Raw genomic sequence first — 24,150 nt, forward strand, 5'->3', positions numbered from 1 at the left:
TGGCCAGGGTACGTCGCGGACCGGCCGGACCGGGCGGACGAGGCGAGCGGCGAGACGGAAGGGTGGAGGGGTGGCATGGACGCACTGCGGCTGGTGGCACTGGTGGCGGCGAGCGCGGCGGTGGCGGGGCTCGCCCGCCGCACGCCGGTACCGGCGCCGCTCCTCCTCGTCGCGGTCGGCCTGGCCGCCTCGTACGCCCCCGGGGTCCCCGACTACACCCTCGACCCGCACATCGTGCTGCCGCTGATCCTGCCGCCGCTGCTCTACACGGCCGCCGTCGAGTCCTCCTACCTGGACCTGCGAGCCAACATCCGGCCCGTCGCGCTGCTCTCCGTCGGCTACGTCCTCTTCGCCACCGTGGCCGTCGGCTGGCTCGCGTACGTCCTCGTCCCCGACCTGCCGCTCACCGCCGCCCTCGTCCTCGGCGCCGTGATCGCCCCGCCGGACGCGGTGGCCGCCACCGCCATCGCCCGCCGCCTCGGCCTGCCCCACCGGATCACCACGATCCTCCAGGGCGAGTCCCTGGTGAACGACGCCACCGCGATCACCGCCTACAAGGTCGCCCTCGCCGCCGCCGTCGGCGAGGGCATCAGCTGGGCCGGCGGCCTCGGCGAGTTCGCCCTCGCCGCCGTCGGAGGCGTCGGCGTCGGCCTGCTCCTGATGGTGCCCATCCACTGGCTGCGGACCCGGCTCACCGAACCCCTGCTCCAGAACACCCTCTCCCTCCTCATCCCCTTCATCGCCTACGCGGCGGCCGAGGAGGTCCACGCCTCCGGGGTGCTGGCCGTCGTCGTGGTCGGCCTCTTCCTCGGGCACAAGGCGTGGAAGGTCGACTTCGCCACCCGGCTCCAGGAGGAGGCGGTGTGGAAGATGGTCGCCTTCGTCCTGGAGTCCGCCGTCTTCGCCCTCATCGGCCTCCAGCTGCCCTATGTCGTGCAGGGGCTCGGCCAGTACGGCATCGGGGAGGCCCTCTGGTACGCCTTCGGGGTCTTCGTCTTCGTCGTCGTGGTCCGCTTCGTCTGGGTCTTCCCGGCCACCTTCCTGCCCCGCTGGCTCTCCGCCCGCGTCCGGGAGCGCGAACCGGGGGTGGACTGGAAGGCGCCCCTCGTCGTCGGCTGGGCCGGCATGCGCGGGGTGGTCTCCCTCGCCATCGCCTTCTCCATCCCCGTCGTCACCGACGGCGTCGAGTTCCCCGCCCGCAACCTCGTCCTCTTCCTCACCTTCACCACCGTCATCGGCACCCTCGTCGTCCAGGGCCTCACCCTGCCCCCGCTCATCCGGGCCCTGAAGCTCCCCGGCCGCGACCGCTACCAGGAGACCCTCGCCGAGGCGCAGGCCCAGAGCGAGGCGTCCCGGGCCGCCGAGGCCCGCCTCGACGAACTCCTCGCCGACGAACGCAACACCCTGCCCGGCCCCCTCGCCGACCGGCTCCGCACGGTCCTGGAGCGCCGCCGCAACAGCGTCTGGGAGCGCCTCGGCGCGGTCAACGACCTCACCGGCGAGACCGCCGACGACACCTACCGCCGCCTCTCGCGGGAGATGATCGAGGCCGAGCGCGAGGTCTTCGTCCGGCTGCGCGACGAGCGCCGGATCGACGACGAGATGATGCGCAGCCTGCTGCGCCGCCTCGACCTGGAGGAGGCCGCCGCCTACCGCGAGGAGACGGCCTGACCGCCCTCCGACCCGGTGATCACGGCGGCGATCCTGGTCCCCGGCGGGAAGGCGTCCTCCTCGGCCAGGGACACCAGTGCGAGGAGCATTTTGGCGACATACAGTCGCTCGATGGCGAGTCCATGCCGCGCCCCGAAGTCCTGTGCGAACGCGTCGAGCGCCGGGGTCGAACGGCCGTAGCCGCCGCAGTGGAACCGCTCGTCCAGCCACCAGTCGCCGCGAGGCCCGCCGAAGGCGGCCTCCTGGAGGGCCCGCACCTCACCGCCGAGGAACCCGCCCCTCAGCACCGGCACCCCCAGCGACCTGCCGTCGAAGCCGGCCGCGAGACCCGCCAGGGTGCCGCCCGTGCCGCACGCCACCGCGGCCACGTCGGCGTGCCCGGACAGCTCCCGCCCGAGCGCCCGGCACCCCTCCACCGCGAGCGCGTTGCTGCCGCCCTCGGGGACCACGTAGGAGCCCTCCGGGGCCCGGCCGAGGAGAGCCGCGAGCACCTCCGGCTCGTGCTTGGCCCGGTACGTGGAGCGGTCCACGAACTCCAGCCGCATCCCGTCCGCCGCGCACCGCGCCAGCGAGGGGTTCAGCGGCCGCCCCGCCAGCTCGTCGCCGCGCACCACGCCGGTCGTCGGGAAGCCGAGCAGCCGGCCGGCGGCGGCGGTGGCCCGCAGGTGGTTGGAGTACGCGCCGCCGAAGGTCAGCACCGGCCGGCCGGCGGCCGCGCGCAGGTTGAGCGCGAGCTTGCGCCACTTGTTGCCGGGCAGGTCGGGATGGATGAGGTCGTCCCGCTTGAGCAGCAGCGTCAGCCCGCGCCGGGTGAACCGCTCGTCCTCCACCGGCTCCAGGGGCGAGGGGAGCCGGGGCCGCAGGGCGGAGAGGTCGTACGTGTCCACCCGGCCATTCTCGCGGGCGGCGGACGCGGCCGGGACCGGAGCCCCCGCCACGCGTGCGGGGGCGGCGCCGATCCCGGTCGCGTCGGCCGTCGGCGCCGTCCGCGCCGCCACGCGCGCGTGCGCCGCGCTCAGCGCAGCAGGTCGGCGATCCGCTCGCGCATCGACGCCATGGTGAAGCCGCGCGGGTCCACCTTCCCGGGCTGCCACTCCCGGTGCCCGATCACCGAGCGGTGGGTCCAGCCGTGCGCCCGGCAGAGCGCCGCCGACGCCTTGGCGATCGCCTCCAGCTGCACCTTGGGCCAGGGGTCCTCGCCGTCGCCGAGGTTCTCGCACTCGAAGCCGTAGAAGTGCCGGTTGCCGTCGGTGGTGGCCTCGTCGTCCGGCGGCAGGCGCCGTTCCGCGATCACCGCCCGCAGCACCTCGTCGTCGCCGAGCCCCGCGTGGTTGGCCCGCCCGTGGCCGACCAGGTGGACGGTGCCGTCCTTGGCGATCACGCCGTGGCAGAGCGGGCCCGGCAGCCCCGCGTACCCGTCCCGGCAGATGCGGACGGTGTGCGCGGTGCCCCGGGTGACGGTGTGATGGATCATCACCCCGTGCACCGGCCCCCAGGGGCCCTTGTGGTTCCTGTTGTGGGTGGACCAGTCGCCGACCTCGACGACCGACAGGCCCTCGCCGCGCAGTGCGCCGAGGATCCTGCTCGCGGACAGCGGAACCGCCATGGCGTGCTCCTTCCAACGGTACGGACCGAACCTCCGGAGTACCGGAGTCAGTGCCTCCGCTGCCATCCGTTCGGACCGTGTGCGAGCCGATCCGGACACTCCGGCCGGGTCGAGCCGTCCGCCGTCCGACGGGAAATCGGCCGACATGCCCCGAAGATCACCGAACAGTCCCACCCGAATGTGTAATGGCGCGGCCACGCTCCGTGCTGAAAGGCTTCCTGTCGCAAGCCAGACGTACGAGAGGGAGTTCCATGTCCGTTGGTTCGGTTGGCGACGAGGTCCTCGCGGAGCGGCAGGCCCCGCAGCAGAGTCTCGGCACCGCCGCCGCGCGCAACCTCGCCTCGACCACCAAGTCGGCCCCGCAGATGCAGGAGATCTCCTCCCGCTGGCTGCTGCGGTCGCTGCCCTGGGTCGAGACGAAGGGCGGTGCCTACCGGGTCAACCGGCGGCTCAGCCACTCCGTGGGCGACGGCCGCGTCACCTTCGTCCAGACCGGCGAGCGGGTCGCCGTGATCCCCGCCGAGCTGGGCGAGCTGCCGGCCCTGCGCGGATACGAGGACGAGGAGGTCCTCGGCGAGCTCGCGGCCCGCTGCGCCCAGCGCGAGGTCGCCGCCGGCGAGATCATCGCGGTCGCCGGAGCCCCCGCCGACCGCGTCCTCCTCCTCGCGCACGGCCGCGTCGAGCAGGTCGGCGAGGGCCCGTACGGCGACGAGTCGGTGCTGGGCGTCCTCGCCGACGGCGCCTACTTCGGGGAGGGCGCCCTCCTCTCCGAGGACGCCGCCTGGGAGTGGACCGCCCGTGCCGCCACCGCCTGCACGGTCCTGGAGCTCACCCGCGCCGACGTGACCGCGCTGGCCGCCCGCGCCGGCTCGCTCGCCTCCCACCTCGCCGGGGTCGCCGGCCGCCCGGAGCGGTCCACCAACAGCTACGGCGAGGCCGCCATCGACGTCTCCGCCGGCCATGTCGGCGAGGCCGTCGTCCCGCACACCTTCGTGGACTACGAGGCCGCCCCCCGCGAGTACGAGCTGAGCCTCGCCCAGACCGTCCTCAAGGTCCACACGCGCGTGGCGGACCTCTACAACCACCCGATGAACCAGACCGAGCACCAGCTGCGGCTCACGGTCGAGGCGCTGCGCGAGCGCCAGGAGCACGAGCTCGTCAACCACAAGGAGTTCGGCCTCCTCGCCAACTGCGACTACGGGCAGCGGATCCAGCCGCACGACGGCGTCCCCGGCCCCGACGACCTCGACGAGCTGCTCTCCCGCCGCCGGGACTCCAAGCTCTTCCTCGCCCACCCGAGGGCCATCGCCGCCATCGGCCGCGAGCTCAACCGGCGGGGTCTGGTGCCGGAGACGATCGACGTGGCCGGCACCCGGGTCCCGACCTGGCGCGGGGTCCCGATCTTCCCCTGCGACAAGATCCCGGTGACCGCCGCCGGCACCAGCTCGATCATCTGCATGCGCACCGGCGAGTCCGACCAGGGGGTCATCGGCCTGCACCAGACCGGCCTCCCGGACGAGGTGGAGCCCGGCCTCTCGGTCCGCTTCATGGGCATCGACGAGCAGGCGATCATCTCCTACCTGGTCACCACGTACTACTCCGCTGCGGTCCTCGTGCCCGACGCGCTCGGCGTCCTGGAGAACGTCGAGATCAGCCGCCGGCGCTGAGCCCCGGCCGGGCCGGGGCCCCACCCCCGGCCCGGCCGGCCCCCGGCTGCCGGGCCGGGGCCCCGCCCTCCACCGCCCACCGCCCCACCGGCCGCGCGCCCGCCGCGCGGTCCGCCACGAAGAAGGACGATCACGACCGTGACGCTCACGACCGCGGATCCCGTCACCGACGGGCCGGGCGCCGTGGCGCTCCTCGACCGGACGAGGACCGCCGTGGACCCCCAGATCCGCTCCACCGTCGACACCCTGCCCGGCTCGATACGCCGTGTGGCGATGTACCACTTCGGCTGGGAGGACGCCGACGGCACCCCCGTCGCCGGCCAGGCCGGGAAGGCGATCCGCCCCGCCCTGGTGCTCGCCGCCGCCCGCGCGCTGGGCGCCGAGGAGGCCCGGGCCGTGAAGGCGGCCGCCGCCGTCGAGCTGGCCCACAACTTCACCCTCCTCCACGACGACATCGTCGACGAGGACCCGACCCGCCGTCACCGGCCCACCGCCTGGACGGTCTTCGGCATCCCCGACGCGCTGATGGCCGGCGACGCCATGAACGCGCTCGCGCTGCGGCTGCTCGCCGAGGACCCGCACCCCGCTTCCGCCGCGGCCACCGCGCGCCTCGCCGCCTGCGTCATCGAGCTCTGCGCCGGGCAGCAGGCGGACTGCGCCTTCGAGTCGCGCGGCCCCCGGGAGGTCTCCCTCGACGAGTGCCTCGCCATGGCCACCGCCAAGACCGGCGCGCTGCTGGGCTGTTCCTGCGCCCTCGGCGCGCTCTACGCGGGCGCGGGGGAGGAGGAGGTCGCGGCGCTCGACTCCTTCGGCCGCGAGGCCGGCCTGGCCTTCCAGCTGATCGACGACCTCATCGGGATCTGGGGCGACCCGGAGCGCACCGGCAAGCCGGCCGGCGCCGACCTGGTCGCCCGCAAGAAGTCGCTGCCCGTCGTCGCGGCGCTCACCTCCGGCACCCCCGCCGGCGAGGAGCTGGCCGAGCTGTACTCCCGTGACGTCCTGGACGAGCGGGCGGTGCGGGCCGCGGCCGACGCCGTGGAGCGGGCCGGCGGCCGGGACTGGGCGCAGGCCCAGGCGGCCGACCGGATGGGCCGGGCCGTCGAGCACCTGGCGCGTGCGGTGCCGGACCTCGCGGCGGCCGGGGACCTGCTGGCGCTCGCGGAGTTCGTGACCCGCAGGACCCGCTGACATCGGGCGCCGTTCGGGGTTGCGCGACCACTACAGATGAAGCACTATGTCTGTCGTGGTCGCGCTCGCGGTCACGCCCCGAACAGAACAGGACCCGGTTTGCGCAAGCTCACCTACTTCGTCGCCTGCACCATCGACGGCTTCATCGGCGACCCGAAGGGCGACGCCACCTCCACCTACGCCTATGTCACGGGCGAGTTCCTGGAGTTCCTCACGACCGAGTACCCGGAGACCATCGCCGCCCCGGCGCGCCCGGTCGTCGGCGTCGAGCCCGACGCCCCGAACCGCCGCTTCGACACCGTGATCCAGGGCCTCGGCTCGTACCGCGTCGGCCTGGACGTCGGCGTCACCAGCCCGTACGCCCACCTCCGCGAGTTCGTCGCCACCCGCTCGCTCGCCGAGTCGCCCGACCCGAACGTCGAGCTGATCGCCGACGACCTCGTCGGCCGGGTCCGGGAGCTCAAGGCCGAGGACGGCGGACTCGACATCTGGCTCTGCGGCGGCTCCACCGTCGCCGGCGAGCTCATCGAGGAGATCGACGAGCTGGTCATCAAGACCTACCCGCAGGTGTACGGCTCCGGCATGCCGATGTTCGGCGCCGGCTTCGCGCCCCGCGACTTCGAGCTGGGTGCCGTCCGCGCCTTCGGCAACGGGGTGCTGGTCCGCACGTACACCAGGAAGCGGTAGCGGGCGGGCCGCCGCGGGGCGGCCTACGCTGGAGGCATGGGTGACGAGACGCCCCGCACGCTGAGGGACCCGCTGGCCGTGCCGCTCTGTCCGGCCTGCGGACGCCCCCTCGCCACCGTCGCGACCCGGCACAAGGTCCTCGGGGCCTGGGTGCCGGAGTGGCAGGCGCAGCCCTGCCGCACCCCCGGCTGCGCGCTCACCGGGGAGCCGGGCGCGGACGGCACGGAAGCCACTACCACGCAGGTCACCGGCAAGAACGGCGAGAACGGGAGAAGTCCGGCCACAGGGTGACCGGCCGCGCGCCGGAGCCGGTCATACCGCTACAGTCCGCGCATGTCATCGGAGTCGACAGAAGTCTGGACCGGTTGGTACCGGGACCGCCGTGGTGCGGAAGCGATCGTCATCACGGCCGACGGCGGGCACGTCACCGTCCGCGTCAGGGGAATCGAGTACACGGGCGCGAGCTTCGCCGCGCTCACCGCCGCCGGCGAGGGCGGGGAGGCCCTCACCGGCTGCGTGCTGGAGTGGGACCTGCCGCTCCCCGTCGTCACCGACGGCACCGCCCAACAGGCCACGCTCAGCTGCCTGCTCACCCTGGGCGAGCGCGCCGACCTCAGCCTGACCCTGCACTACGGCGGCACCGCCTTCGAGGCGGTGGTCGCCGGCGGCGACTTCGAGGCGGCGCTGGCCCGGCTGCGCGGCCAGCTCCCCGAAGGCGCCGGTTTCGGCCGACGGCTCCTGTCGGCCGTCTGACGACGGCGCCCCGGGGAGGGGGCGCCGCCGCCGTGCTGACCGGCTCCTCGGGGCCGGTCAGCCCTTGAAGGCGGAAGCGAGCCCGTAGCGCCACAACTGGTCGACGCGGGACCGCTCCTGGGCGTTCGGGGTGGCGTTCCGGCAGGACGTGCCGGGGCCGCCGCCCGACATCAACTCGCTGCACGGACCGCTGTAGTGGTCCGGCAGCCCGAGCACGTGCCCGGTCTCGTGGGCCGTCACCCGGGTCGAGTCGTACTGCTGGTTCTGCCGGTAGTCGAGGAAGATGTAGCCGCCGCCGTGCCCGTCGGTGCTCGCGTACGAGCCGCGGGAGTCGTTCCCCTCGTAGTAGCGGAAGTCCGGGTTGCTGCCCTCGACGAGCCGCACGTTGACCACCGAGCTGTTCCATATCTGCGTGGAACGGGCGATCTGGGTGCGGAAGCTGGGGGCACTGGACGCGCTGTAGACGACCGTGACGGCCGCGGCGGCGGTCGGGTCCGCCGCCCGCTTCTTCGCCACCGACCGCATGACGGCGTCGAAGAACGCCTTGTTGGCCTTCGCCTCCTCCGCGGAACCCGCGTAGGCGGCGTACGAGGGGACCGCCTGGGCCTGGCGGGTGTCGGGCGCGGCGCCGGCCGGGGCGGCGGCGCCGAGGGAGACCGCGAGGCCGAGGCCGAGGGCGGCGGTGAGGGTACGGGTGAGGACCTTGGGGTGTCGCATGGGGGGCTCCTCCTGATCGGGGTCGGGAGAGAGTCTCGGGGCGCCGGAGGCCGCGGGGAAGGATGTCAAACCCCGATAGCGCGGGCGCATCACCACCGGATTCGATGCTCAATCAGCGCTGGTTTCATGGCAGTTGGGGGGATCCGGACGTCTGGTGCGGGACCGGAACCCCGCCCTACGCTCGCTTCCATGGAGCTGGAGGTGAGACACCTGCGCGCGCTCTGCGCCATCGCGGACGCCGGCAGCCTGCACAAGGCCGCGCGGCAACTGGGCATGAGCCAGCCCTCGTTGACCACCCAGCTGCGCCGCATCGAGAACGCGCTCGGAGCCGAGCTCTTCTCCCGGGGCCGTACCGGCTGCCGCCCCACCCCGCTCGGCCGCTCCGTGCTCAGCCGCGCCCGCCCGCTCGTCGCCGACATGGCCGCGCTCGTCACCGAGACCCTCGCGGAGGCGTCCCGCGCCGAAGGACCCGAGCTGCGCGTCGGCTCCACCGCCAGCCGGGCGCTGCCGGGCTGGCTGCGGCGGCTGCGGGAACGGTTCCCCGGCACCGACGTCGGTCTGCGCGTCGACGTCTCCGCCCACGCGCTGCTGCGGGAGGTCGCGGGCGGCCGGCTCGACGTGGCCTTCGTCCACGAGGTGGAGGGCTGCCCCCTCCGCGTCCCCGAGGGCCTCGTCCGGCGCGTCCTGGTCTCCCGCGAGCCGCAGTTCGTCTCGCTGGCCCCCGCCCACCCGGCCGCCGCGCGCTCCGTGGTGGACCTCGCGGACCTCGCCGGGGACCGCTGGATGGTCGACCCCAGCGTGGACGGCGAGTGGGACGGCCTGCGCCGGGTGCTGACGGCGGCCGGCATCGACCCGCCGCTCCTCCACGGCGACTACCACACGGCCGCCTCGCTCATCGCGCTCGGCGAGGCCGTCGCCCCCTGCCAGCCGACCTCGGTACCCCGCGAGGACCTGGCCGTCCGCCCCCTGCGCGGCGACCCGCTCGCCGTCCGCCTCCTGCTCTGCGCCCGCCCCGGCACCCCGCTCGACCCGCTCCACGCCGACCTCGTCGACGCCTACCGCGAGGCCGCCCACCGCTCGGCCCCCTACCGGGCCTGGCTCCGCGCCGGCGGGACGGCGGGCCCGTGCCTACTCGGGGACCGTCCTTAGCCGCAGCGCCTCCACCGCCCAGTCGAGCGCGGGCGCGAGGGGTTCCGGCGCGGGCCATCCGTTGACGCGCGCGAGCAGCAGGCCGTACCGGTCCCGGCTGGGAACGTTCGCCGTCACGAGCCGCCGCAGCAGCGCCGCCCCGCCTTCCGGCCCGCCCGCCTCCAGACAGGCCGCGACGACGGGCCCGGCCTCCGGCGCCCCGGGCGCGATCCCGGCGGCCAGGGCGGCCCCCGCGCGCTCCCGCACGACCGCGACGGCGTCCGGCCGGGGCACCCCGCCCCCGTCGCCCGCGTACTCCTCGGCGCTCCGCCGCATCGCCTCCCGGAACCCCTCGTCCGCCGCCAGCTCCAGCAGCTCCACCCACGCCTCCAGCTGCTCCTCCGTGGCGTCCGCGGGCAGTTCGGGCGCGAGCGAGCGCCGCGCGGCCCCGAGCGGCCCCCGGTCACCCCCCTGCCCGCCGAAGACCCCGTCCAGGAACTCCTCGACCAGCCGCAGCCGCTCCTCCTCCGACAGCCGGACCAGGCCGTGCAGGCGCTCCGCGTCCGCCACGTCCGCCCCGCCCCGTGCCACGACCGCCAGCACGGCCCGCCGCATCCGCAGCACCCCGATCCGCGCCTCCAGCGCGGCCGCGTGCCGGGCGGCGACGTCGGCCAGCGACGCCTCCCGCTCGACCACCCGCCGCACCACGTCCAGCCCCACCCCCAGCTCCCGCAGGGTCCGCACCAGGGCCACCCGCTCGGCGGCCTCCGCCCCGTACCGCCGGTACCCGCCGGGGGTGCGCCCCGCCGGCACCACGATCCCGCGCTCGGAGTAGTACCGGATCGTCTTCACCGACACCCCCGTCCGCCGGGACAACTCCCCGATCGACCACAGCCCGTCTCCGTCCATGCCCCCACCCTCCACTCTCCCCCGACGGGAGACGCAACCCCGGACCCCGGCCGGCCCCCCGACACGACGAAGGGGCCCCCGCCGCTCGTGACGGCAGGGGCCCCTTCGAGGGGAGGGCGAAGGTCAGGCCTTCTTGGTCTCCCAGAAGATGCGGTCGATCTGTTGGGGTAGGTCGGGCGCCGGATGCTGACCTGTACATATGGCGCTGACCTGCGACGCAGTCCTATCCGTATCTAGCAGTAACTAGCAGGAGTTGGCAGGGTCGCGCATCGACTCCTCTTGATCATCTCCCATTCCGTCTCCCATCCCTCGTGGGGCCAGCTCGGGAAACGGAGAGGCCGCCCGCCCGCCGGGGGTGCTCGGCGAACGGACGGCCGTCTTAGGGTGCCCGTATCAAGATCCAAAAATGCGCCACTGCTGACGCTGACATGGGACCACGCAGGTCACAGCGTTGTCGAGTGCCTCACGATCAACCGGAATGGGTCCGCGACCAGCGCCGCATCCTCGGCCGGCGCATCCGCGACCTCCGGATGAACCGAGGGCACACGCAGGAAGTCGTCGTGGAGATGACCAATATCGACCGCAGGACGTACCAACGTATTGAGGCCGGCGAGAGTGACCCGCGGTACGGCGACCTGCTACAGATCGCAGCCGCGCTCAACGTCGACCTTGCCGACCTCGTGCGATGAGCCTGCCCGCGGCCGGCCGCCGTGCACGTCCGCGGGCAGGAGATCAGGGGCGGAGGCTGCTGCGGAAGTGAGTGCCCCGGTCGTCCCACTGCGCCTGCTCGCACTCGGTGAGCTGCTTGTGCCGCCACAGGGTGGGCCGGGCGCCGGACGCAGAGTCCGGGACTACCTCCTCAGCCTCGCCGACGATCAGCTGGTCGCATCGCTGGCACGTTCTCATCGGTCGTCTCCTTGTGGCAGGGGCAGTCACAGCGGCGGGCCGGGCGGATGAGGTCCCCGTAGGAGGTCCGCACTTCTCCGATGCGGCAGGCGAAGTGCACCCCGAACTGGCACTCCGGCCGGAGCGTCATCGCTGCCCCGGGGCCGGCTCGGAGATGATCACGTACAAGGGCCGTATCCCCCTGCTGTCGGCGCAGTCGCGGCAGGCGTAGACGTGGGTCACCTCGCCGTCCTCGCCACGGTGGGACCGGATGCACCGGTCTGCCGCGGCCGGGCAGTAGATGCAGGTCGGTCCGCTCATCTCGCCTCCCTCTGTCAGGGGGCATTTCCGCAGTTCGCCGCACACCCCAGTGGCTATGGGTCGATGATGTGTGGGCACCCATCTGCACTGATAGGCCATCGAGTGGCCACGCATGGCCACGTCGCGGCCACGGCCCTGAGGGACCGCGATGACACCCCACACTGGCGGCATGAGCCGCAACGACGCCCTCCGCGCCGCGAGGCTCCGCGTCGGCTGGAGATCAGCTGAAGCCGCGGCTGGCGCGCTCCAAGCCCACGGGCAGACCCTGCTCGATGACCCGCACTTCACCGTGTCCGCGCGCACGTGGCGCCGGTGGGAGGGGCTGCGCCCGGGCTGGCCGTCCGAGGAGACCGCACTCGTCCTCCATGACGCGCTCGGCCGGTGGCCGGAGGATCTCGGCTTCACCGCCCCGCCGGGCTGGATCCGGCCCGAGCACCACGAAGAGACCACCGTGCAGACCACGCAGCTTCTCGCCGTCACCGCGCCCGCGCTCGTCCCCGGGCCGCTCGCCCCACAGCAGGTCGACCCGCAGTTGGTCGACTACTTCCAGGCCCAGTTGGAGGGCCACTACCGGGCCGACATGCTCCTCGGCCCCCACGACCTCATCGGTACCCTCGGCCCCCAGTACCAGCTCATCGACAAGCTGACCCGCTCCGCGACCGGGGAGACCCGCCGCGGCCTGCTCCGCGTCGGCGCCGCCTACGCCGCGCTCGTCGGCTGGCTCTACCAAGACGCCGGCGACCTCTCGGCCGCGGCGTTCTGGCGGGGCATTACCCAGGAGATAGCGCTCCGGGCCCGCGACCCGCACCTCATCGGCTACGCCATGGTCAACTCGGCGCAGGTCCGCACCGACCTCGGCGATGGGGCCGGCGTCGTCGACCTGTGCGAGGCCGCCCTCGATGAGCCGGCCGCGGTCGTGCCGAAGGTGCGGATCATGGCCATGCAGCAGCAGGCCCACGGCGCCAGCCTCTTGCGCGACCGCGCCGAGGTCGACCGGCTCATCGACGCCGCCGACCAACTCCTGCCCCGAGTCGACGACGACCTCCCCTGGGGCAACGCCTGCCGCCGTACCCCCGGCTACCTGGAGGTGCAGCGCGCCACCTGCTATGGCCGGCTCGGCCTCGGCACCGAAGCAAGCAGCCTGTGGGAGCAGGTCCTCACCGTCGTTCCCTCGACCGCCCGCCGGGACCGCGGGGTCTACATGGCCCGCCACGCCACCGCCGCGGCCACCGCGCGGGAGCCGGAGCAGGCGGTAGAGATCGCCCGCGAGGTCGTGGACATCGCCGTCGAGACGCGGTCCGCGCGCATGCGGCGGGAGCTGGTCTCGCTGGAGCGGGCGATGCGGCCGTGGCACGATGCGCCGGTAGGCCGGGACCTGGCCGAGGCCCTGGCGCCCGTCACGGAGGGGACCTGATGTCGGACGAGAAGACGCCACTGTCGGAGGCCGAGATCGAGGAGGCGCTCGCCAGCCTGCCCGGGTGGCGCCGCGACGGTGACGAGATCACCCGCAGCTACGGCATCCGCTATCACGGCGGCGTCGCCATGATTGTGCACGTCGCCGACATCGAACGGCTCATCAGCCACCACGCCGACATCGACCTCCGATGGGGGCGGGTCCGGTTCGGCATCACCACCCACGACGCCGGCCACCGCCTGACCGCAGCCGACTTCGACCTCGCCCGCCGCATCGACGACATCGCCGCAGCCCACCGCGCCGAGCCTCTCAACGACTGACCCCGGACACGACGAAGCCGCCCCCTCCCGAAGGAGGGGGCGTCACTTGCGCGGTACCGCGAACGTGATCACTTTGCGGCTGTCCGCAAAGTGATCAGGGCTACTTCACCAGGATGGACACCAGCCATCCACCCGCCGGGACCGCGAGCAGCCCCACACCAACCGCGGTCCAGGCCACCTTCTCCACCGCCGCCAGCCGCGGCCCGTGCGTAGCCGCCGCCTTGCCGTCCGCCTCGAGGGCGTCAACCCGCTTCTCGAGCGACTTGAGGTCGTCGCCGTGCTGGATCAGCGCCCGGTCGGTCTGGTCCGACCGCTGCACCAGCAGGGCCAGCGACCCATCGACTCGAGCGAACCCGGTCTCGAGGATGCCCCGCATCCGCTCGAGCTCCAACGCCACTTGCCCCGATTCAGTCGGTGTCACGGGCGGACCCGGGGCACCCACCCGACGGTGGACTGGTCACCGATCAGCGAGCCGACCGCGGCCTTCACCACGGACAGCGCCGCCGGCACCGAGGCGATCGCTGCCGCCCGCAGCGCGCCGACGTCGGTGAGGTCGAAGCCGTCCGCGAGGAGCAGGCCGAGGAAGGTCACGGCGTAGGTGCCGATGGTCCGCTCGAGGGTGTCGAGGATGAGACGGTTCATGGTCAGCTCTTCTCGTTGAGGATGGCGAGGATCTTCTTGACGTCGGCGGCGATCCCGCGGACGGTGGTGAACGTCTGGGTGACGTAGCCGTAGAAGTCGGGGATCCGGCGGCCCGCCTTCGTGCTGGCCTCGTCAGCCTTAGGGTTGCGGTACTCCAGGATCCGCAGCGCGACACGGGTCACGTCGTCCTTGGACAGGCCAGCCATGACGGGCTCCTCCTCAGGGGTTCCGGCGGCGTACCGCAGCACGCGCGCCATGTCGAAGTTGCCGGGATCGCCGTGGTCGTTGCCCTCCGGGACGTGCTGGTGGCCGAGGTGCCCGGTGTAGCGGTTGAAGGCTTCGGCGCTGAGCCGCTGCGGCGCGGACTGCCCGTAGCTCCCCGGGTAGGCACGCCACGTCACGGTCGACGTCATCGGCACGCCGTGCTCCTGGTGGAGCCAGCGGACGAACGCGGCGACCTCCCGCAGCGCCCACTCGGGGGCCTCGGGCCAGTAGATGTGCTGGCGCCCGGCGGCCGTCCACTGCCTGTGGGTGGCCGGGTCGCACGTGCCGACGAGCTCGACCTGCGCGAGGTTGTTCCGGTTGGTCGTGATGCCGCCGGCCCGGTCGACGAGCGCACGGGCGGACTGCTCCAGGTCGAAGTGCTGATACCAGCGGAGCTTCTTCGCGGCGAAGTCGGGGACCGCGGTCAGCGTCGGGGCGCTCGCGCCAGCGCCGTAGGTGGGGAGGGTGGTGCCCTCGGTGGTGTGCCAGACGACGGCGTTGATCTCCATCGCGGCGCCCTCGTACTTGTCACCCCACCAGTAGGCGGTGGACGCGCCGGGGTAGCGCTGAGGGCCGGTCTTGGCCATGGGGCCTCCAGACATGACGAAACCCCGGGCCAGACGGCGCGGGGCGGCAGGGTTGGGCAGGGTCAGGCGGCTTCGTAGTCCACCTGGACGTGTAGATAGTTGGTGGAGGCGCCGACCCAGGCGTGCGGCCGGGTCGCCGACCACTCAGCGGCAGCGCTGTCCTCATGGATCTTGAGGGTGGCCCCGTTCTTCGTGATGGCGGCGACGCCGGTGTACCAGGTGGTCGCCGAGTGAGCCCGTGCGACGCCGAGGTAGGCGAACTGGCCGCTGGTCCCGGCCGGGTTGGCGGCGGTAGACGGCAAGGAGAGCTGCCAGTAGCCGCTGCCGAACGTCGTCGTGGTGCCCATGACCAGCTCGATGACGGCGGTGACCTTCTTGCCGACCGACTTGGACCGGCCGTAGATCGTGCCGTTGCCGAGCACCGGGTTTCCAGTGCTTCCGGTCCAGGTTGGCGTGTACGGGGTCCACGCGGCGATCATGTCGTTCCACTGGTTACGGATCTCCGCGTTCATGTACGCCGCGGTCACCGTCTCGCCGACAACCCACGTGCGGGGAACTGCCAGAGCCATCAGACCTCCAGGGTGGGGCGGGCCGGGTCGGTGGGGTCTTCGGACGCCCACCAGTTCCGCTGGTCGAGCGGCAGGTTCGTGAACTGCTGCTCGACCGCGTCGACGTCGGCAGGGAAGGCGACCTGCCACCAGCCGGTGCCGCACTCCACGCACCACATGCGCGGGTCGGCCGGCGTCACGAACTGGGCGGACAGACAGGTGCAGTCGGCGACCCAGCGGCCGTGGTTGATGCGGGCGTACAGAGGCTGGCCGATGAGGATCCCGTCCTCGACGGGGATGCGGCGCTGGTGTCGTTCCTCCCACCAGCGGACCACCCGCATCGCCGGGGGTACGAGAGACCAGGCGTCCGGGGACAGATGGGGCGGGGGAAGGTAGAAGTCCTCCGCCCTGGTGATCACTCCCATGGGAGTCCTCTCAGTAGGCGAGGCGGGTGGTGGTGCCGAGGACCGAGTAGGTGGGGTCGTCGAGGACCCACACGCTGGACACGTCCGCCCGCGAGGTGTGGAAGTCGAGGACGTGCTGGTTCTCGCTGATCCGCTCGGTGTAGCCCTCGACCATCGCGGTCACCGTCGGCGACGGCGCCTGGTCAGGCAGCCCCGTCACCGTGATGACGCTGGAGATGTCCGCTGTGAGGAGCGCCCGATAGGCGGCGACCGACAGGGTGGATGCCTCGACGGGCAGTTGCCGCATCTCCGGCTGCGGATCGGCGTACCTGAGGACCAGCCACGTGGCTGCGTCCACGACCTGCTCGTCGCTGGTCTTGAGGACGTCGAGCTGCTGTTCGTAGATGCCGTCCCGGGCGATCGACGCCGGGTCCTGGATACGCTGCGTCGCCCCGCCCGGGCGGCTGGCCGTGACCAGGTTGATCTGCTTTTGATCGTCCGCCGAGAACTCCACGCCCGGCGTCTCCAGGTCGGCATACTCCAGGGTCACCAGAGACGTCGGGTTGTAGCGGACCGTGCGGGACTGGAAGATCAGGCTGGCGGACTCCCGCGAGGCGAAGAGCCTGCCGTCCTCGGTCCGCTCGACGTCCCGCATGTGCGACAGCGGCGACGACCCGAGTGTCCCCTGAGACGCGACCGCCGAGAACAGGCCCTGCGGGAGGACCTCGGGTATCCGGGCGTACCCGCCGAGCCGGTACATGCGGATCCACGACGACTCGCCTGCGTGCCCGGTCATGCCCGCGGCGTAGTGCTCGACGATCTCGGAGACCGCCGGCCAGCCGCCGAGACGGACGTAGGCAGCGACGTGGCTGATGGTGCCCGACCAGTGCAGGCCGCCGTTGGTGCCCGGGTAGGCCGGATCGCCGGCCGTCGATCCCACGGTGAGGATCAGCCGGTCCTGCCAGATGCCGGTGCCGACCGCGTACTGGACGCCGTCGACCCAGATGTCGTGTCCAGCCTCGTCCCACACCAGGTGATGCGGCTGCCCGTCGGCCAGGTTCGGGGTGGTCGCCGTGACAGTCGTGGTGGACGAGCCGCCGGAGATGTACTCGACGACCTGCAGCCGGCCGGTGGCTGAGTCCAGCAGGAACCTGATGCCGTTCTCGAAGGCGGCGCCGCCGCCTGACGACCACTGCATGATGCAGCGGCCCGCCGTGCTGGTGGAGAACCAGCACTCCAGCACCAGGTCGCCGGGGATGGGGGGTCCGCTGGATCCGGAGGCTGTCAGCAACGGTGCGATCAGGCACTGCAGTGACTTGCCTGCCCCGGCCGATGCCGGGGTGAACGTTGGCGTCGGCAGTTCGTCCGACGGCGGGCCCGTCCCTGTGCCGAACGTCAGCGTCCCGCCGGCGCCGGACTGGCGGATGACGAGTGACGGCCGGGACAGGCCCGACTGGTCCCCGCCCGAGACGCTGGTCTCCGGCTCGGACAGCGGGTAGTAGAGCTGGGCCTCATCGCCCTGGATCTCCTCCACCAGCATCGGCCCCAGCGCCGGCCGCCTGCTCGGCCACTTGAGCATGTCGCTCGCCGTGATCTGCACCGTGGAGTGCAGGCCCTCCCACGACATCGGCCAGGACCCGACCACCCCGAAGAACCGAGGGTGATGGGTTGCCGGAGTCGACGACCAGGCCGTCGGCGTGGAGCCCTCCTCGACCTGCGCCTCGTCCATCCACACCGTGTCGCCCACCACCGGCGACGTCGTGGTCGTCGTGAACCGCAGCACGTGCGACGCCGACGTGGTCGTCCACGTGACGGAGATCCGCTGCCACTGGTCGGTGAGGGTGGACGCGGCGCCGACCGTCGCCCCGTCCACGTCCAGGCGGACCGCCGGGTCACCGGCCGGCACCCACACGTAGACGCTCGCCGTGTACGGGACGCCGATGCTCAGCCCGTACAGCGGACACGCCATCACCCCGCCCGTCCCGGCCGGCCGCCAGCCGAGCCGCATGGCGTAGGTGCCGGAACGGACGTGCGTCGTGTCCAGCATGACCAGGTCCGGCTCGTCCCCGTCGATGCCGTCCCAGCCGTTGTCGTTCACCGTGAACCCCGGATCGGACAGGTAGTTGATCCCGCCGAGGACGGTGCTCAGCACCCGGATCGGGGTGTTGCGGCGGACGTTCGGGTAGTACGGCGAGGCTGCCGACCCCGGCGTGAAACGCCCGTCCGCGTTCGTCAGCTGCAGGGACAGCGTCCCGGTCTGCGTCTCCGCCCGCTCGTCCGACGCACCGCGGGTGATGGACACCTTCCCACCACCCGCGACCTTGACCCACGGCGTGAGGTCCGTCCACACGATGTCGAAGCCGTCAGTCGCCGCATACCCGAACCCCGCCTGAACCGTCAGCCTGGTCATGCCACCCCCAGCTCGACGTTGATCCCGTTCGTCCGCTTCAGCTTGAGCAGCACCCGGTGAACCTCCTGACCGACCCGCACGGGGTCCATGGCATCGGTGATCGTGATGTTCGCGATGATGGGCGCCGCAGCCGTCGGCCCGGCGCCGACCCCGGCGACCGGCCGCCCAGGTATCGGCCGGATCCCCGCCATCCGCTCCGCGACCGCATCCACCGCGCGGCCGACAACCGGCAGGGTTGACAGCACGCCACCGGCGTTGGACTGGCCGAAGTTGGCGCCGACAGCCCAGCCGACACGGGAAGGCGAGTTGATGCCGAGGGCCTTCTTGATCGCCTTCTCCATGCCCTTGGCGATCACAACCATCTGGTCCTCGACCCGCTTCTGCTGGCTCTTCAGCCCCTCGACCAGGCCCAGCGCGCTCTGCACGCCGGCGTCGTACATCGTCTTAGCCCCAGCCCGAGCAAGGCTTTCAGACTCCGTGTCAATCTGCTTCTGCATGCTGTTGACCTGCGAGAAGTCCTGGTTCGTCATGCCGAGTAGAGCTGCCGCATACGGCAGACCAGCCTCCGGCCCCATCGCCAGGATCTGCCGCAACAGTGACTTGTGGAGCCCGCGCTTCGCCAGCCGATTGATGTAGCCGTTGAACTGCCGCAGCTGGCCCAGCTTGGCCTGCAGTCCGCCGCGGATCGTGCCTGCCGTCACCTCCTGCCGCTCCAGGCCGAGACTCGACAGCGACGCCGAATCCTGCGCCCTCGACTTGAGGTCCGCCCGGAACCGGGCCTGCTCGTCCACCCGGTTCTTCAGCAGGTCCTGCGCCGATGACAGCCGTGCCCGCAGCTTGTCCCGCTCCGCCGCCTTCTTCTGGAGCTTGTCGTGCTCCCGGTTGACGAAGCGGACCAGGTCGGAGTCCCTGTTGGTCCGCTGCCCCGAGAAGGCTTTCCAGATGTCCTTGTTGAGATCAGCCGCGGTGGCCTGGATCTGCGACCGGGAGCCAGTCAGGCCGCGGACGATGCCAGCCTTGAGGTCGTCCATCAGGGCCTTGACGTTCTGCGCCAGCTTCGGCTTCATGTCGTCGAGACCCTTGACCACGCCACGCCCGGCCTCGCGCCCCGAACGCCGGGTCTTCCGCGACGGAGAGGCGATCTCCAGCTCGGCCCGAATCCCGGTATCCACGCCGGCCGCCATCAGCCGGGCCGCACCGCCGATGTCGCCGACGGACTGCAGCATCCCCGACGCCAGACCAGCCCCGACCTGCCGACCGAGCACCAGCCCCGGGAAGTCGGACATCGAGCGGGCCATCTTCTTCGACGTCACATGGTCGAAGACCTGCTCGCCGCCCTTCATCCTGACGAGCTCGGGGCCCTCCTCGCCCACCAGCGCCCAGCCAGACTCGGCGCTGTCCGTGCCGCGGGCGTACTTCGGGAACCCGCCCGGACCGTTGTGGCCCTCAGGGGAGACGACGCGGTCGGAAGAGAAGACGGTACGGACGTAGGTCGTGGACACTTTCCCGTCGAGGGCGTCCAACTTCATCCGCGCCGCAGACAGCTGGCCCTCAAGCTGGGAGATGTCAGCCCGAACCTTGGCCTTCCGCCCATCGGGGACCTTGCCGAGCTGAGTCTTTGCGCTGCTCAGCTTCGCTTCGAGGTCCTCGATGTTCCCCTTGAGCTTGGCCGTTTTGTCGGGGGTCTTCAGGATCTGATCAGCCAGTCGGCGGGCTTCCTCCCGGTTGAGGCCCATCTGCATAGCGACCTTGACAAGCTCACCATGACCACGGTCCAGGATGCCGTTGGCGTGCCCCTGAGACTTGCCCTGCTCCAAGGCTGCGGCAGCCGCTGCCTCCGTTTTTGCTGCCAGGTCTCGGAGCGCAGCCTCGTTGTCACGGGCCTTCTCGCTTCCAAGATCAAGCTCGCCATTGACGACCTTCAGGCTCCGCCCGTTGTCAGATGCGGCCTTGGACGCCGCGTCGATGCTGGCCTCGAAGCCGGACATCGCGCCACTGGCGGCCCGGTTGACCTCGTTGAGGGCAAAGATCGCCTGCCGCAGCCCATCGGCCGAAGCCTTCTGCTCATCCAGCTTTGCCTGCGTCGCCTGAGCCTGAGCCCCGAAAAGCCCCTGCGCATCCGCTGCAAGTTTCGCCTCGAACGCGGCGTTTCCGAGGGCGTCGTCGTACTCATCGAGACTGCTGCGAAGCTTGGCCGCCTTCTCGGCGTCCATGCTGTCGAGCATCCGCTTGAGCGCCGCCGCCGCGAGGTCCGCCTTGCCGCCGCTGACGAGGGACGCGAGGCTCTTGTCGATCGCATCCGACTGCGCCGTGAACTTCTCGGTCGCCTCACCCGCGTTGAACAGCCCGCCAGGCAGGTCCGCGAGCCAGTTGTCGACGGACTCCATGACCGACGGGTCGATGACCTGCCCGATCGTCTTGCCCAGGTCGCCGAAGCCGGCGCCGAACTCCTGGAGCGCGGTGCCGGTCAGCTTGCCCGTGTCGCCGAGCTTGGCCAGCGAGCTGGTCATCTTGTCGACGTCGATCGGCGCCTCTTCGCCCGCCGACGCGATCTCGCCGATCACCAGCGCCAGGACACCGATACCAGTACCGAGCAGCGCCAGACGCGCCGTCCGCGACAGCGTCATGATCGCCGCACCCGCAGCAGCCAACGGACCCGGCGCCGCAGCAGCCGCCACCCGCATCGCCACCAGCGACGTCCCCAGCGCAGCCACCGCCGCCCGCGCCGCAGCAGCACCAGCAGCCGCAAGAGTCACAGCCCGGATCGCGATAGCCAGCTGCAGCAGCGTCGTGATGAGCTCCGGCGGCACCGCGGCCACCAGCTGTGCGAGCGCCTGGACCACAGACAGCATGCCGACACCGACCTCGGCGCCAGCGTCGAGGATGTGCAGCAGCGCACGGCCGACGTCCTGGAGCGTCGCGGACACGGCAGGCCCCTGCTCGCGGGCGAACGCCATGAACTCGGCCAGCCCACCGCTGACCTGGCCGCCCTCGGCGGTACGGAGCAGCCTGATCAGCCCGTCCGTGGCGCGGGTCAGCGCACCCGTCGACCAGCGGTCGACCTTGTCCATGAACCCGTCGAACCCGGGCGACGCAACACCGCCGGCCGCCAGGGTCATGAGGCGGTCCAGCTGCTCAGCCGCACCCTTCACCGTAGGCGTGAGCTTGGGGAAGATGCCCTGCAGGGTGGCCATGCCCTTGACCAACGGGCCGGTCGTGTCCTTCGCGAGCGAGTCCGACCAGTCCGCGTAGCTGTCCTTCATCACCGACAGCGCCGCCGCGGCCTCGCGGGTAGCCGGCGGCAGCTGGGCCATCTGCTTCGCGTAGGCCATCTGGGCCTTGACGGCCTCAGCCGACCGGCGCCCAGACGCCTCGACGGCGTCGTTGTACTTCTGCTCCGCCGTCACGGCCTCGCCCATGGCCGTGATCTGCTTCTTCACGGCCAGGCCGAAGACGCCGATGCCAGCACCAGCAGCCAGGGCGGATGCGGCGAGAGGAGCGATCGACGCAGCCATCGGCAGGACGGCCGGCGCCAGCGTCAACAGGGACTTCTTCAGCTCCTCGCCGGCCTTGCCAGCTCGGTCCGCGGCGTCCGCCCACGTCGTCACCGACCGGGCGCCCTCCTCCACCCGAGTGCCCATGAGGGCCGCAGCGTCCCCGGCAGAGACGAAACGGCCCTCCATGTCGCGCAGCCGGCCGTCGGCGTCCCGGGTCAGGGTGAGGATCGCCTGCCCCGACCCGTCCGCAGCGTCCTCCATGGTGCGCTGCAGACGCTGCGCCGACTCCCCAGCGTGACCGAGGACCCGGGACAGGTCATCCCGGCCATCGAGGGTGAAGGTCAGCCGCTCAGACGCCATCGGTTCCTCCACTTTGCTGCTGGGCCAGGTGCTGCTCGATCCACATCACGTAGGCCAGGAAGTCCTCGACCATCAGGTCGTCGAGACGGACTCCATCGATGTGGAGGAGGTGGGCGAAGAGTCCGAGGTACTGGGCTCGGAGCTCACCAACGGTGCGGTCGTCGACCCGGGACTTCCGGAACTCGACTCGTCGAGGACGGGCGGGAATTTTCCCGCGACGACCCGGTCGATGACCTCGCGCGCGTAGTCCTGATCGGCGGCCAGGTCGAGGATCAGGGACAGTTCAGCCCGCAGCTGTTCCTCCGGCCCCTCGAAGACCGCCGCGAAGTGGGCGGCGGTCTCCCCCCAGGCGTCGGTCTCCTCGCGGTCGAAGCGCACACCGAGCTCCGCGACGAGCGGGTCGAAGTCGGCGATCCGCAGGCCCGGCTCGTTCCGGCACTTGATGACGAAAGCGACCACCCGCATGGCGTCCGGATGGTCGTCGCTCAGCAGCTGCTTCACCTGCGGCCACGACGCCTTCTCCGCCAGCATGCCGGTGATCTTCGTGGCCTCGCCGGCGCGGATCGTCTTGATGTCGAAGTGCTCGACCGGGCCGTCACTCGGGGTGTGGACGATGATCACTGGTACTCCTAGGTGATGGTGCGGCGTACGTCACCGAGGACCCTCTCGACCTCGGCACGCATCCGGGGGGTGTGCCTGCGAACCGTGGTGTCCCACCACGGCGGAGACGCCCACTGGGTGGCCCAGCGGCGCCGGTTCCCGTAGACCGGGTGACGGATCCGACCCTCGTTGATCGCGGAGGCCATGCTCCGCAGGTCAGACGGCAACAGAGACTTGTCGACCCACACTCGGGCGCCAGGGTTGGCGCCGGTACGGACGCTGATGCGGATGGCCTCCGCGATCGTCGCCCGAAGCGGACGAGTCGTCGGCGACGGGCCGCCCCGCTTCCCCTGCCCCCGTCCGGGCGAGGTGATGTTCACGTTGCGGATCGCCGACTGCAGGTCCGCATGCATCGGCTCAGCCGCCCGACGGATCCGGCGGGCGAAGTTGTTGCGGAGCCGCGGGCCGCCGGCCGCGCGCAGGCGGCGGGACAGGTCGATGAGCTGACCGGTTCCCGTGATCTGCACGTTGCCGACGGCCATGGTGTACCTCCGCTACAGGTCGCTATACGGACCCTTGCCGCGCTCAGAGAGAGCTATCGGTGCTCATGTACTCGATGGCCACCGGGTTGGTGCCGTCGTACAGGGCCTGGAAGTTGAAGGTGGGCCGGACCACGGCGTATCCGTCGACGGTCGGTGGCGCGTCGTCCACCTTGATCGCGGGCAGCGTGAGACGGAACGTCTCGTCGTACGTCGACGCGATGTTCGGACCGATGAACTCCCACACCAGGCTGGTCGCCCCGTCGGTGGTGTGGAGGTCGTCGACCGTGGTCGCGACGTAGTCCATCTCCAGCGACCCGGTCACCTTCACCAGATCGTTCGAGATCGGCTGCGACTTCAGGGCGGACTGGTTCGCGTAGAAGCGGTCCACGGCCTGCGGGCGCTCCACCTTCACGGTGACCTTGCGGACGCCATCGAGGGCCGTCTCAGCACCGAACGCGCCCGTCTTCAGGCCCATCTGCCCGAAGTGGAACGGGGCCGCGGGCGTGTAGGACGCGACCGCCAGGGGTTGAGCCTCAGAGCAGTCCCGACCGTCGATCTCGTACGTCGACGTCAGCATGCCGCCGACCTCGCACGAGAACTCCGCCGAGATCACCTTGCAGCCGGTGAACGACTTGTCCGTGACGACGCCGGTCGTCATCGGGATGCCGGCCTGGATCGACAGGGACTTGCCCCAGGTGTCGGCCAGGGTGTGGGTCTGCAGGTACGCCGTCGTCACACCCTGCTGGACCGGCGTCACCGTCGTCCCCATCAGGGCCTGCAGCAGGAGCCCCATGCCCTTGTTGGCGACCTCCAGGTCGATGGAGCCGGACACCTCCCGCTGCGTCACCACACGCCGCGACGACAGCGCCATGAGCCGGTTGGCCGCGATGCCCTGGCTCTGCGCGGTCGTCTTCTTCAGCGCCAGCGAGTGCTTCGTGAACTCCGGGAACGTCGTCGGCGCCACGTAGGTGCCGTAGGTCACCTCAGCCGCGATACCGATCTGAGCGCCGAGACCAGAACCGATCGCCAT

Annotated in this window: 26 protein-coding genes; 10 read left to right on the top strand and 16 right to left on the bottom strand. The window is 71.7% G+C overall.

All coding sequences use genetic code 11. From position 1 onward, the window contains the following. Positions 1-75 precede the first annotated feature (75 nt). Positions 76-1,671: a Na+/H+ antiporter gene (locus ACFVU3_RS00305; protein ID WP_390062334.1), complete on the top strand. Its 1,596-nt coding sequence runs from the start codon at positions 76-78 to the stop codon at positions 1,669-1,671. Here ACFVU3_RS00305 and ACFVU3_RS00310 read toward each other — a convergent pair. Both ACFVU3_RS00310 and ACFVU3_RS00315 read right to left on the bottom strand, forming a co-directional pair. Continuing rightward, positions 1,650-2,558, bottom strand: coding sequence for a 1-aminocyclopropane-1-carboxylate deaminase/D-cysteine desulfhydrase (locus ACFVU3_RS00310; RefSeq protein WP_390062336.1), 909 nt, complete (start codon positions 2,556-2,558; stop codon positions 1,650-1,652). The genes ACFVU3_RS00305 and ACFVU3_RS00310 overlap by 22 nt on opposite strands. A 128-nt stretch (positions 2,559-2,686) precedes the next feature. Continuing rightward, entirely contained in the window at positions 2,687-3,277 is a 591-nt protein-coding gene (locus tag ACFVU3_RS00315; protein WP_390062338.1) for an N-acetylmuramoyl-L-alanine amidase, read from the bottom strand. A 251-nt stretch (positions 3,278-3,528) separates the two neighbouring features. Between ACFVU3_RS00315 and ACFVU3_RS00320 the strand changes: the two genes are divergently transcribed. The 5 genes from ACFVU3_RS00320 to ACFVU3_RS00340 all read left to right on the top strand — a co-directional run bounded on the left by ACFVU3_RS00320 (position 3,529) and on the right by ACFVU3_RS00340 (position 7,572). Continuing rightward, positions 3,529-4,944: a family 2B encapsulin nanocompartment shell protein gene (locus tag ACFVU3_RS00320; RefSeq protein WP_390062340.1), complete on the top strand. Its 1,416-nt coding sequence runs from the start codon at positions 3,529-3,531 to the stop codon at positions 4,942-4,944. A gap of 138 nt (positions 4,945-5,082) precedes the next feature. Beyond that, positions 5,083-6,132: a family 2 encapsulin nanocompartment cargo protein polyprenyl transferase gene (locus tag ACFVU3_RS00325; protein ID WP_390062342.1), complete on the top strand. Its 1,050-nt coding sequence runs from the start codon at positions 5,083-5,085 to the stop codon at positions 6,130-6,132. Positions 6,133-6,231: 99 nt separating this feature from the next. Next, a complete protein-coding gene (locus ACFVU3_RS00330) occupies positions 6,232-6,819 on the top strand; it encodes a dihydrofolate reductase family protein (protein ID WP_390062343.1) in 588 nt (195 codons plus the stop codon). Positions 6,820-6,855: 36 nt separating this feature from the next. Further along, positions 6,856-7,110: a hypothetical protein gene (locus tag ACFVU3_RS00335; protein ID WP_390062345.1), complete on the top strand. Its 255-nt coding sequence runs from the start codon at positions 6,856-6,858 to the stop codon at positions 7,108-7,110. A 42-nt stretch (positions 7,111-7,152) separates the two neighbouring features. After that, positions 7,153-7,572, top strand: a complete 420-nt coding sequence (locus ACFVU3_RS00340; RefSeq protein ID WP_390062346.1) for a DUF6304 family protein — start codon at positions 7,153-7,155, stop codon at positions 7,570-7,572. A 57-nt stretch (positions 7,573-7,629) separates the two neighbouring features. Here the strand turns inward: ACFVU3_RS00340 and snpA are convergent, their stop codons facing one another. Beyond that, positions 7,630-8,289: a snapalysin gene (snpA, locus tag ACFVU3_RS00345; protein WP_390062347.1), complete on the bottom strand. Its 660-nt coding sequence runs from the start codon at positions 8,287-8,289 to the stop codon at positions 7,630-7,632. 189 nt (positions 8,290-8,478) lie between these two features. On the opposite strand from snpA, the gene ACFVU3_RS00350 reads away from it, so the two are divergent. Further along, the gene (locus tag ACFVU3_RS00350) at positions 8,479-9,438 is read left to right on the top strand and encodes a LysR family transcriptional regulator (RefSeq protein ID WP_390062348.1); all 960 of its coding nucleotides are present in this window, start codon (positions 8,479-8,481) and stop codon (positions 9,436-9,438) included. Here ACFVU3_RS00350 and ACFVU3_RS00355 read toward each other — a convergent pair. Further along, a complete protein-coding gene (locus tag ACFVU3_RS00355) occupies positions 9,418-10,326 on the bottom strand; it encodes a MerR family transcriptional regulator (protein WP_390062350.1) in 909 nt (302 codons plus the stop codon). The two genes, ACFVU3_RS00350 and ACFVU3_RS00355, sit on opposite strands and share 21 nt — an antisense overlap. 458 nt (positions 10,327-10,784) lie before the next feature. On the opposite strand from ACFVU3_RS00355, the gene ACFVU3_RS00360 reads away from it, so the two are divergent. Next, positions 10,785-11,015 (top strand): helix-turn-helix domain-containing protein, encoded by a 231-nt coding sequence (locus ACFVU3_RS00360; RefSeq protein WP_390062351.1) that lies wholly within the window; start codon positions 10,785-10,787, stop codon positions 11,013-11,015. Between the two features lie 43 nt (positions 11,016-11,058). On the opposite strand, the gene ACFVU3_RS00365 is transcribed toward ACFVU3_RS00360, so the two are convergent. After that, entirely contained in the window at positions 11,059-11,232 is a 174-nt protein-coding gene (locus tag ACFVU3_RS00365) for a hypothetical protein (RefSeq protein WP_390062353.1), read from the bottom strand. A 126-nt stretch (positions 11,233-11,358) separates the two neighbouring features. After that, positions 11,359-11,532 (bottom strand): hypothetical protein, encoded by a 174-nt coding sequence (locus ACFVU3_RS00370; RefSeq protein WP_390062355.1) that lies wholly within the window; start codon positions 11,530-11,532, stop codon positions 11,359-11,361. Between the two features lie 169 nt (positions 11,533-11,701). On the opposite strand from ACFVU3_RS00370, the gene ACFVU3_RS00375 reads away from it, so the two are divergent. After that, positions 11,702-12,946, top strand: a complete 1,245-nt coding sequence (locus ACFVU3_RS00375) for a Twin-arginine translocation pathway signal (protein WP_390062357.1) — start codon at positions 11,702-11,704, stop codon at positions 12,944-12,946. Continuing rightward, on the top strand, positions 12,946-13,266 hold the full coding sequence (locus tag ACFVU3_RS00380) for a 4a-hydroxytetrahydrobiopterin dehydratase (RefSeq protein WP_390062358.1): 321 nt from the start codon (positions 12,946-12,948) through the stop codon (positions 13,264-13,266). Before ACFVU3_RS00375 ends, ACFVU3_RS00380 begins: the two co-directional genes overlap by 1 nt. 100 nt (positions 13,267-13,366) lie before the next feature. On the opposite strand, the gene ACFVU3_RS00385 is transcribed toward ACFVU3_RS00380, so the two are convergent. From ACFVU3_RS00385 to ACFVU3_RS00430, 10 genes are all read right to left on the bottom strand, one after another. Next, positions 13,367-13,642 (bottom strand): hypothetical protein, encoded by a 276-nt coding sequence (locus ACFVU3_RS00385; protein WP_390062987.1) that lies wholly within the window; start codon positions 13,640-13,642, stop codon positions 13,367-13,369. A 41-nt stretch (positions 13,643-13,683) separates the two neighbouring features. Next, on the bottom strand, positions 13,684-13,908 hold the full coding sequence (locus ACFVU3_RS00390; protein ID WP_390062359.1) for a holin: 225 nt from the start codon (positions 13,906-13,908) through the stop codon (positions 13,684-13,686). Between the two features lie 2 nt (positions 13,909-13,910). Then, the gene (locus ACFVU3_RS00395) at positions 13,911-14,759 is read right to left on the bottom strand and encodes a hypothetical protein (protein WP_390062360.1); all 849 of its coding nucleotides are present in this window, start codon (positions 14,757-14,759) and stop codon (positions 13,911-13,913) included. A gap of 62 nt (positions 14,760-14,821) precedes the next feature. After that, positions 14,822-15,328, bottom strand: a complete 507-nt coding sequence (locus tag ACFVU3_RS00400) for a hypothetical protein (RefSeq protein WP_390062362.1) — start codon at positions 15,326-15,328, stop codon at positions 14,822-14,824. After that, on the bottom strand, positions 15,328-15,732 hold the full coding sequence (locus ACFVU3_RS00405; protein ID WP_390062364.1) for a hypothetical protein: 405 nt from the start codon (positions 15,730-15,732) through the stop codon (positions 15,328-15,330). Before ACFVU3_RS00405 ends, ACFVU3_RS00400 begins: the two co-directional genes overlap by 1 nt. 10 nt (positions 15,733-15,742) lie before the next feature. Beyond that, a complete protein-coding gene (locus ACFVU3_RS00410; protein WP_390062366.1) occupies positions 15,743-18,121 on the bottom strand; it encodes a hypothetical protein in 2,379 nt (792 codons plus the stop codon). After that, complete coding sequence (locus ACFVU3_RS00415) at positions 18,118-21,978, bottom strand: hypothetical protein (RefSeq protein ID WP_390062367.1); 3,861 nt, start codon at positions 21,976-21,978, stop codon at positions 18,118-18,120. The genes ACFVU3_RS00410 and ACFVU3_RS00415 overlap by 4 nt, the downstream gene beginning before the upstream one ends. 72 nt (positions 21,979-22,050) lie before the next feature. Further along, positions 22,051-22,599 carry a hypothetical protein gene (locus ACFVU3_RS00420; protein ID WP_390062369.1) on the bottom strand — a complete coding sequence of 183 codons (549 nt, stop codon included), beginning with the start codon at positions 22,597-22,599 and terminating at the stop codon, positions 22,051-22,053. 8 nt (positions 22,600-22,607) lie between these two features. Beyond that, positions 22,608-23,120, bottom strand: coding sequence for a hypothetical protein (locus ACFVU3_RS00425; RefSeq protein WP_390062371.1), 513 nt, complete (start codon positions 23,118-23,120; stop codon positions 22,608-22,610). A gap of 43 nt (positions 23,121-23,163) precedes the next feature. Next, positions 23,164-24,150 carry a phage tail tube protein gene (locus tag ACFVU3_RS00430; protein ID WP_390062372.1) on the bottom strand — a complete coding sequence of 329 codons (987 nt, stop codon included), beginning with the start codon at positions 24,148-24,150 and terminating at the stop codon, positions 23,164-23,166.

Source organism: Streptomyces sp. NPDC058052, from assembly GCF_042885515.1.
Classification (GTDB): Bacteria; Actinomycetota; Actinomycetes; order Streptomycetales; family Streptomycetaceae; genus Streptomyces.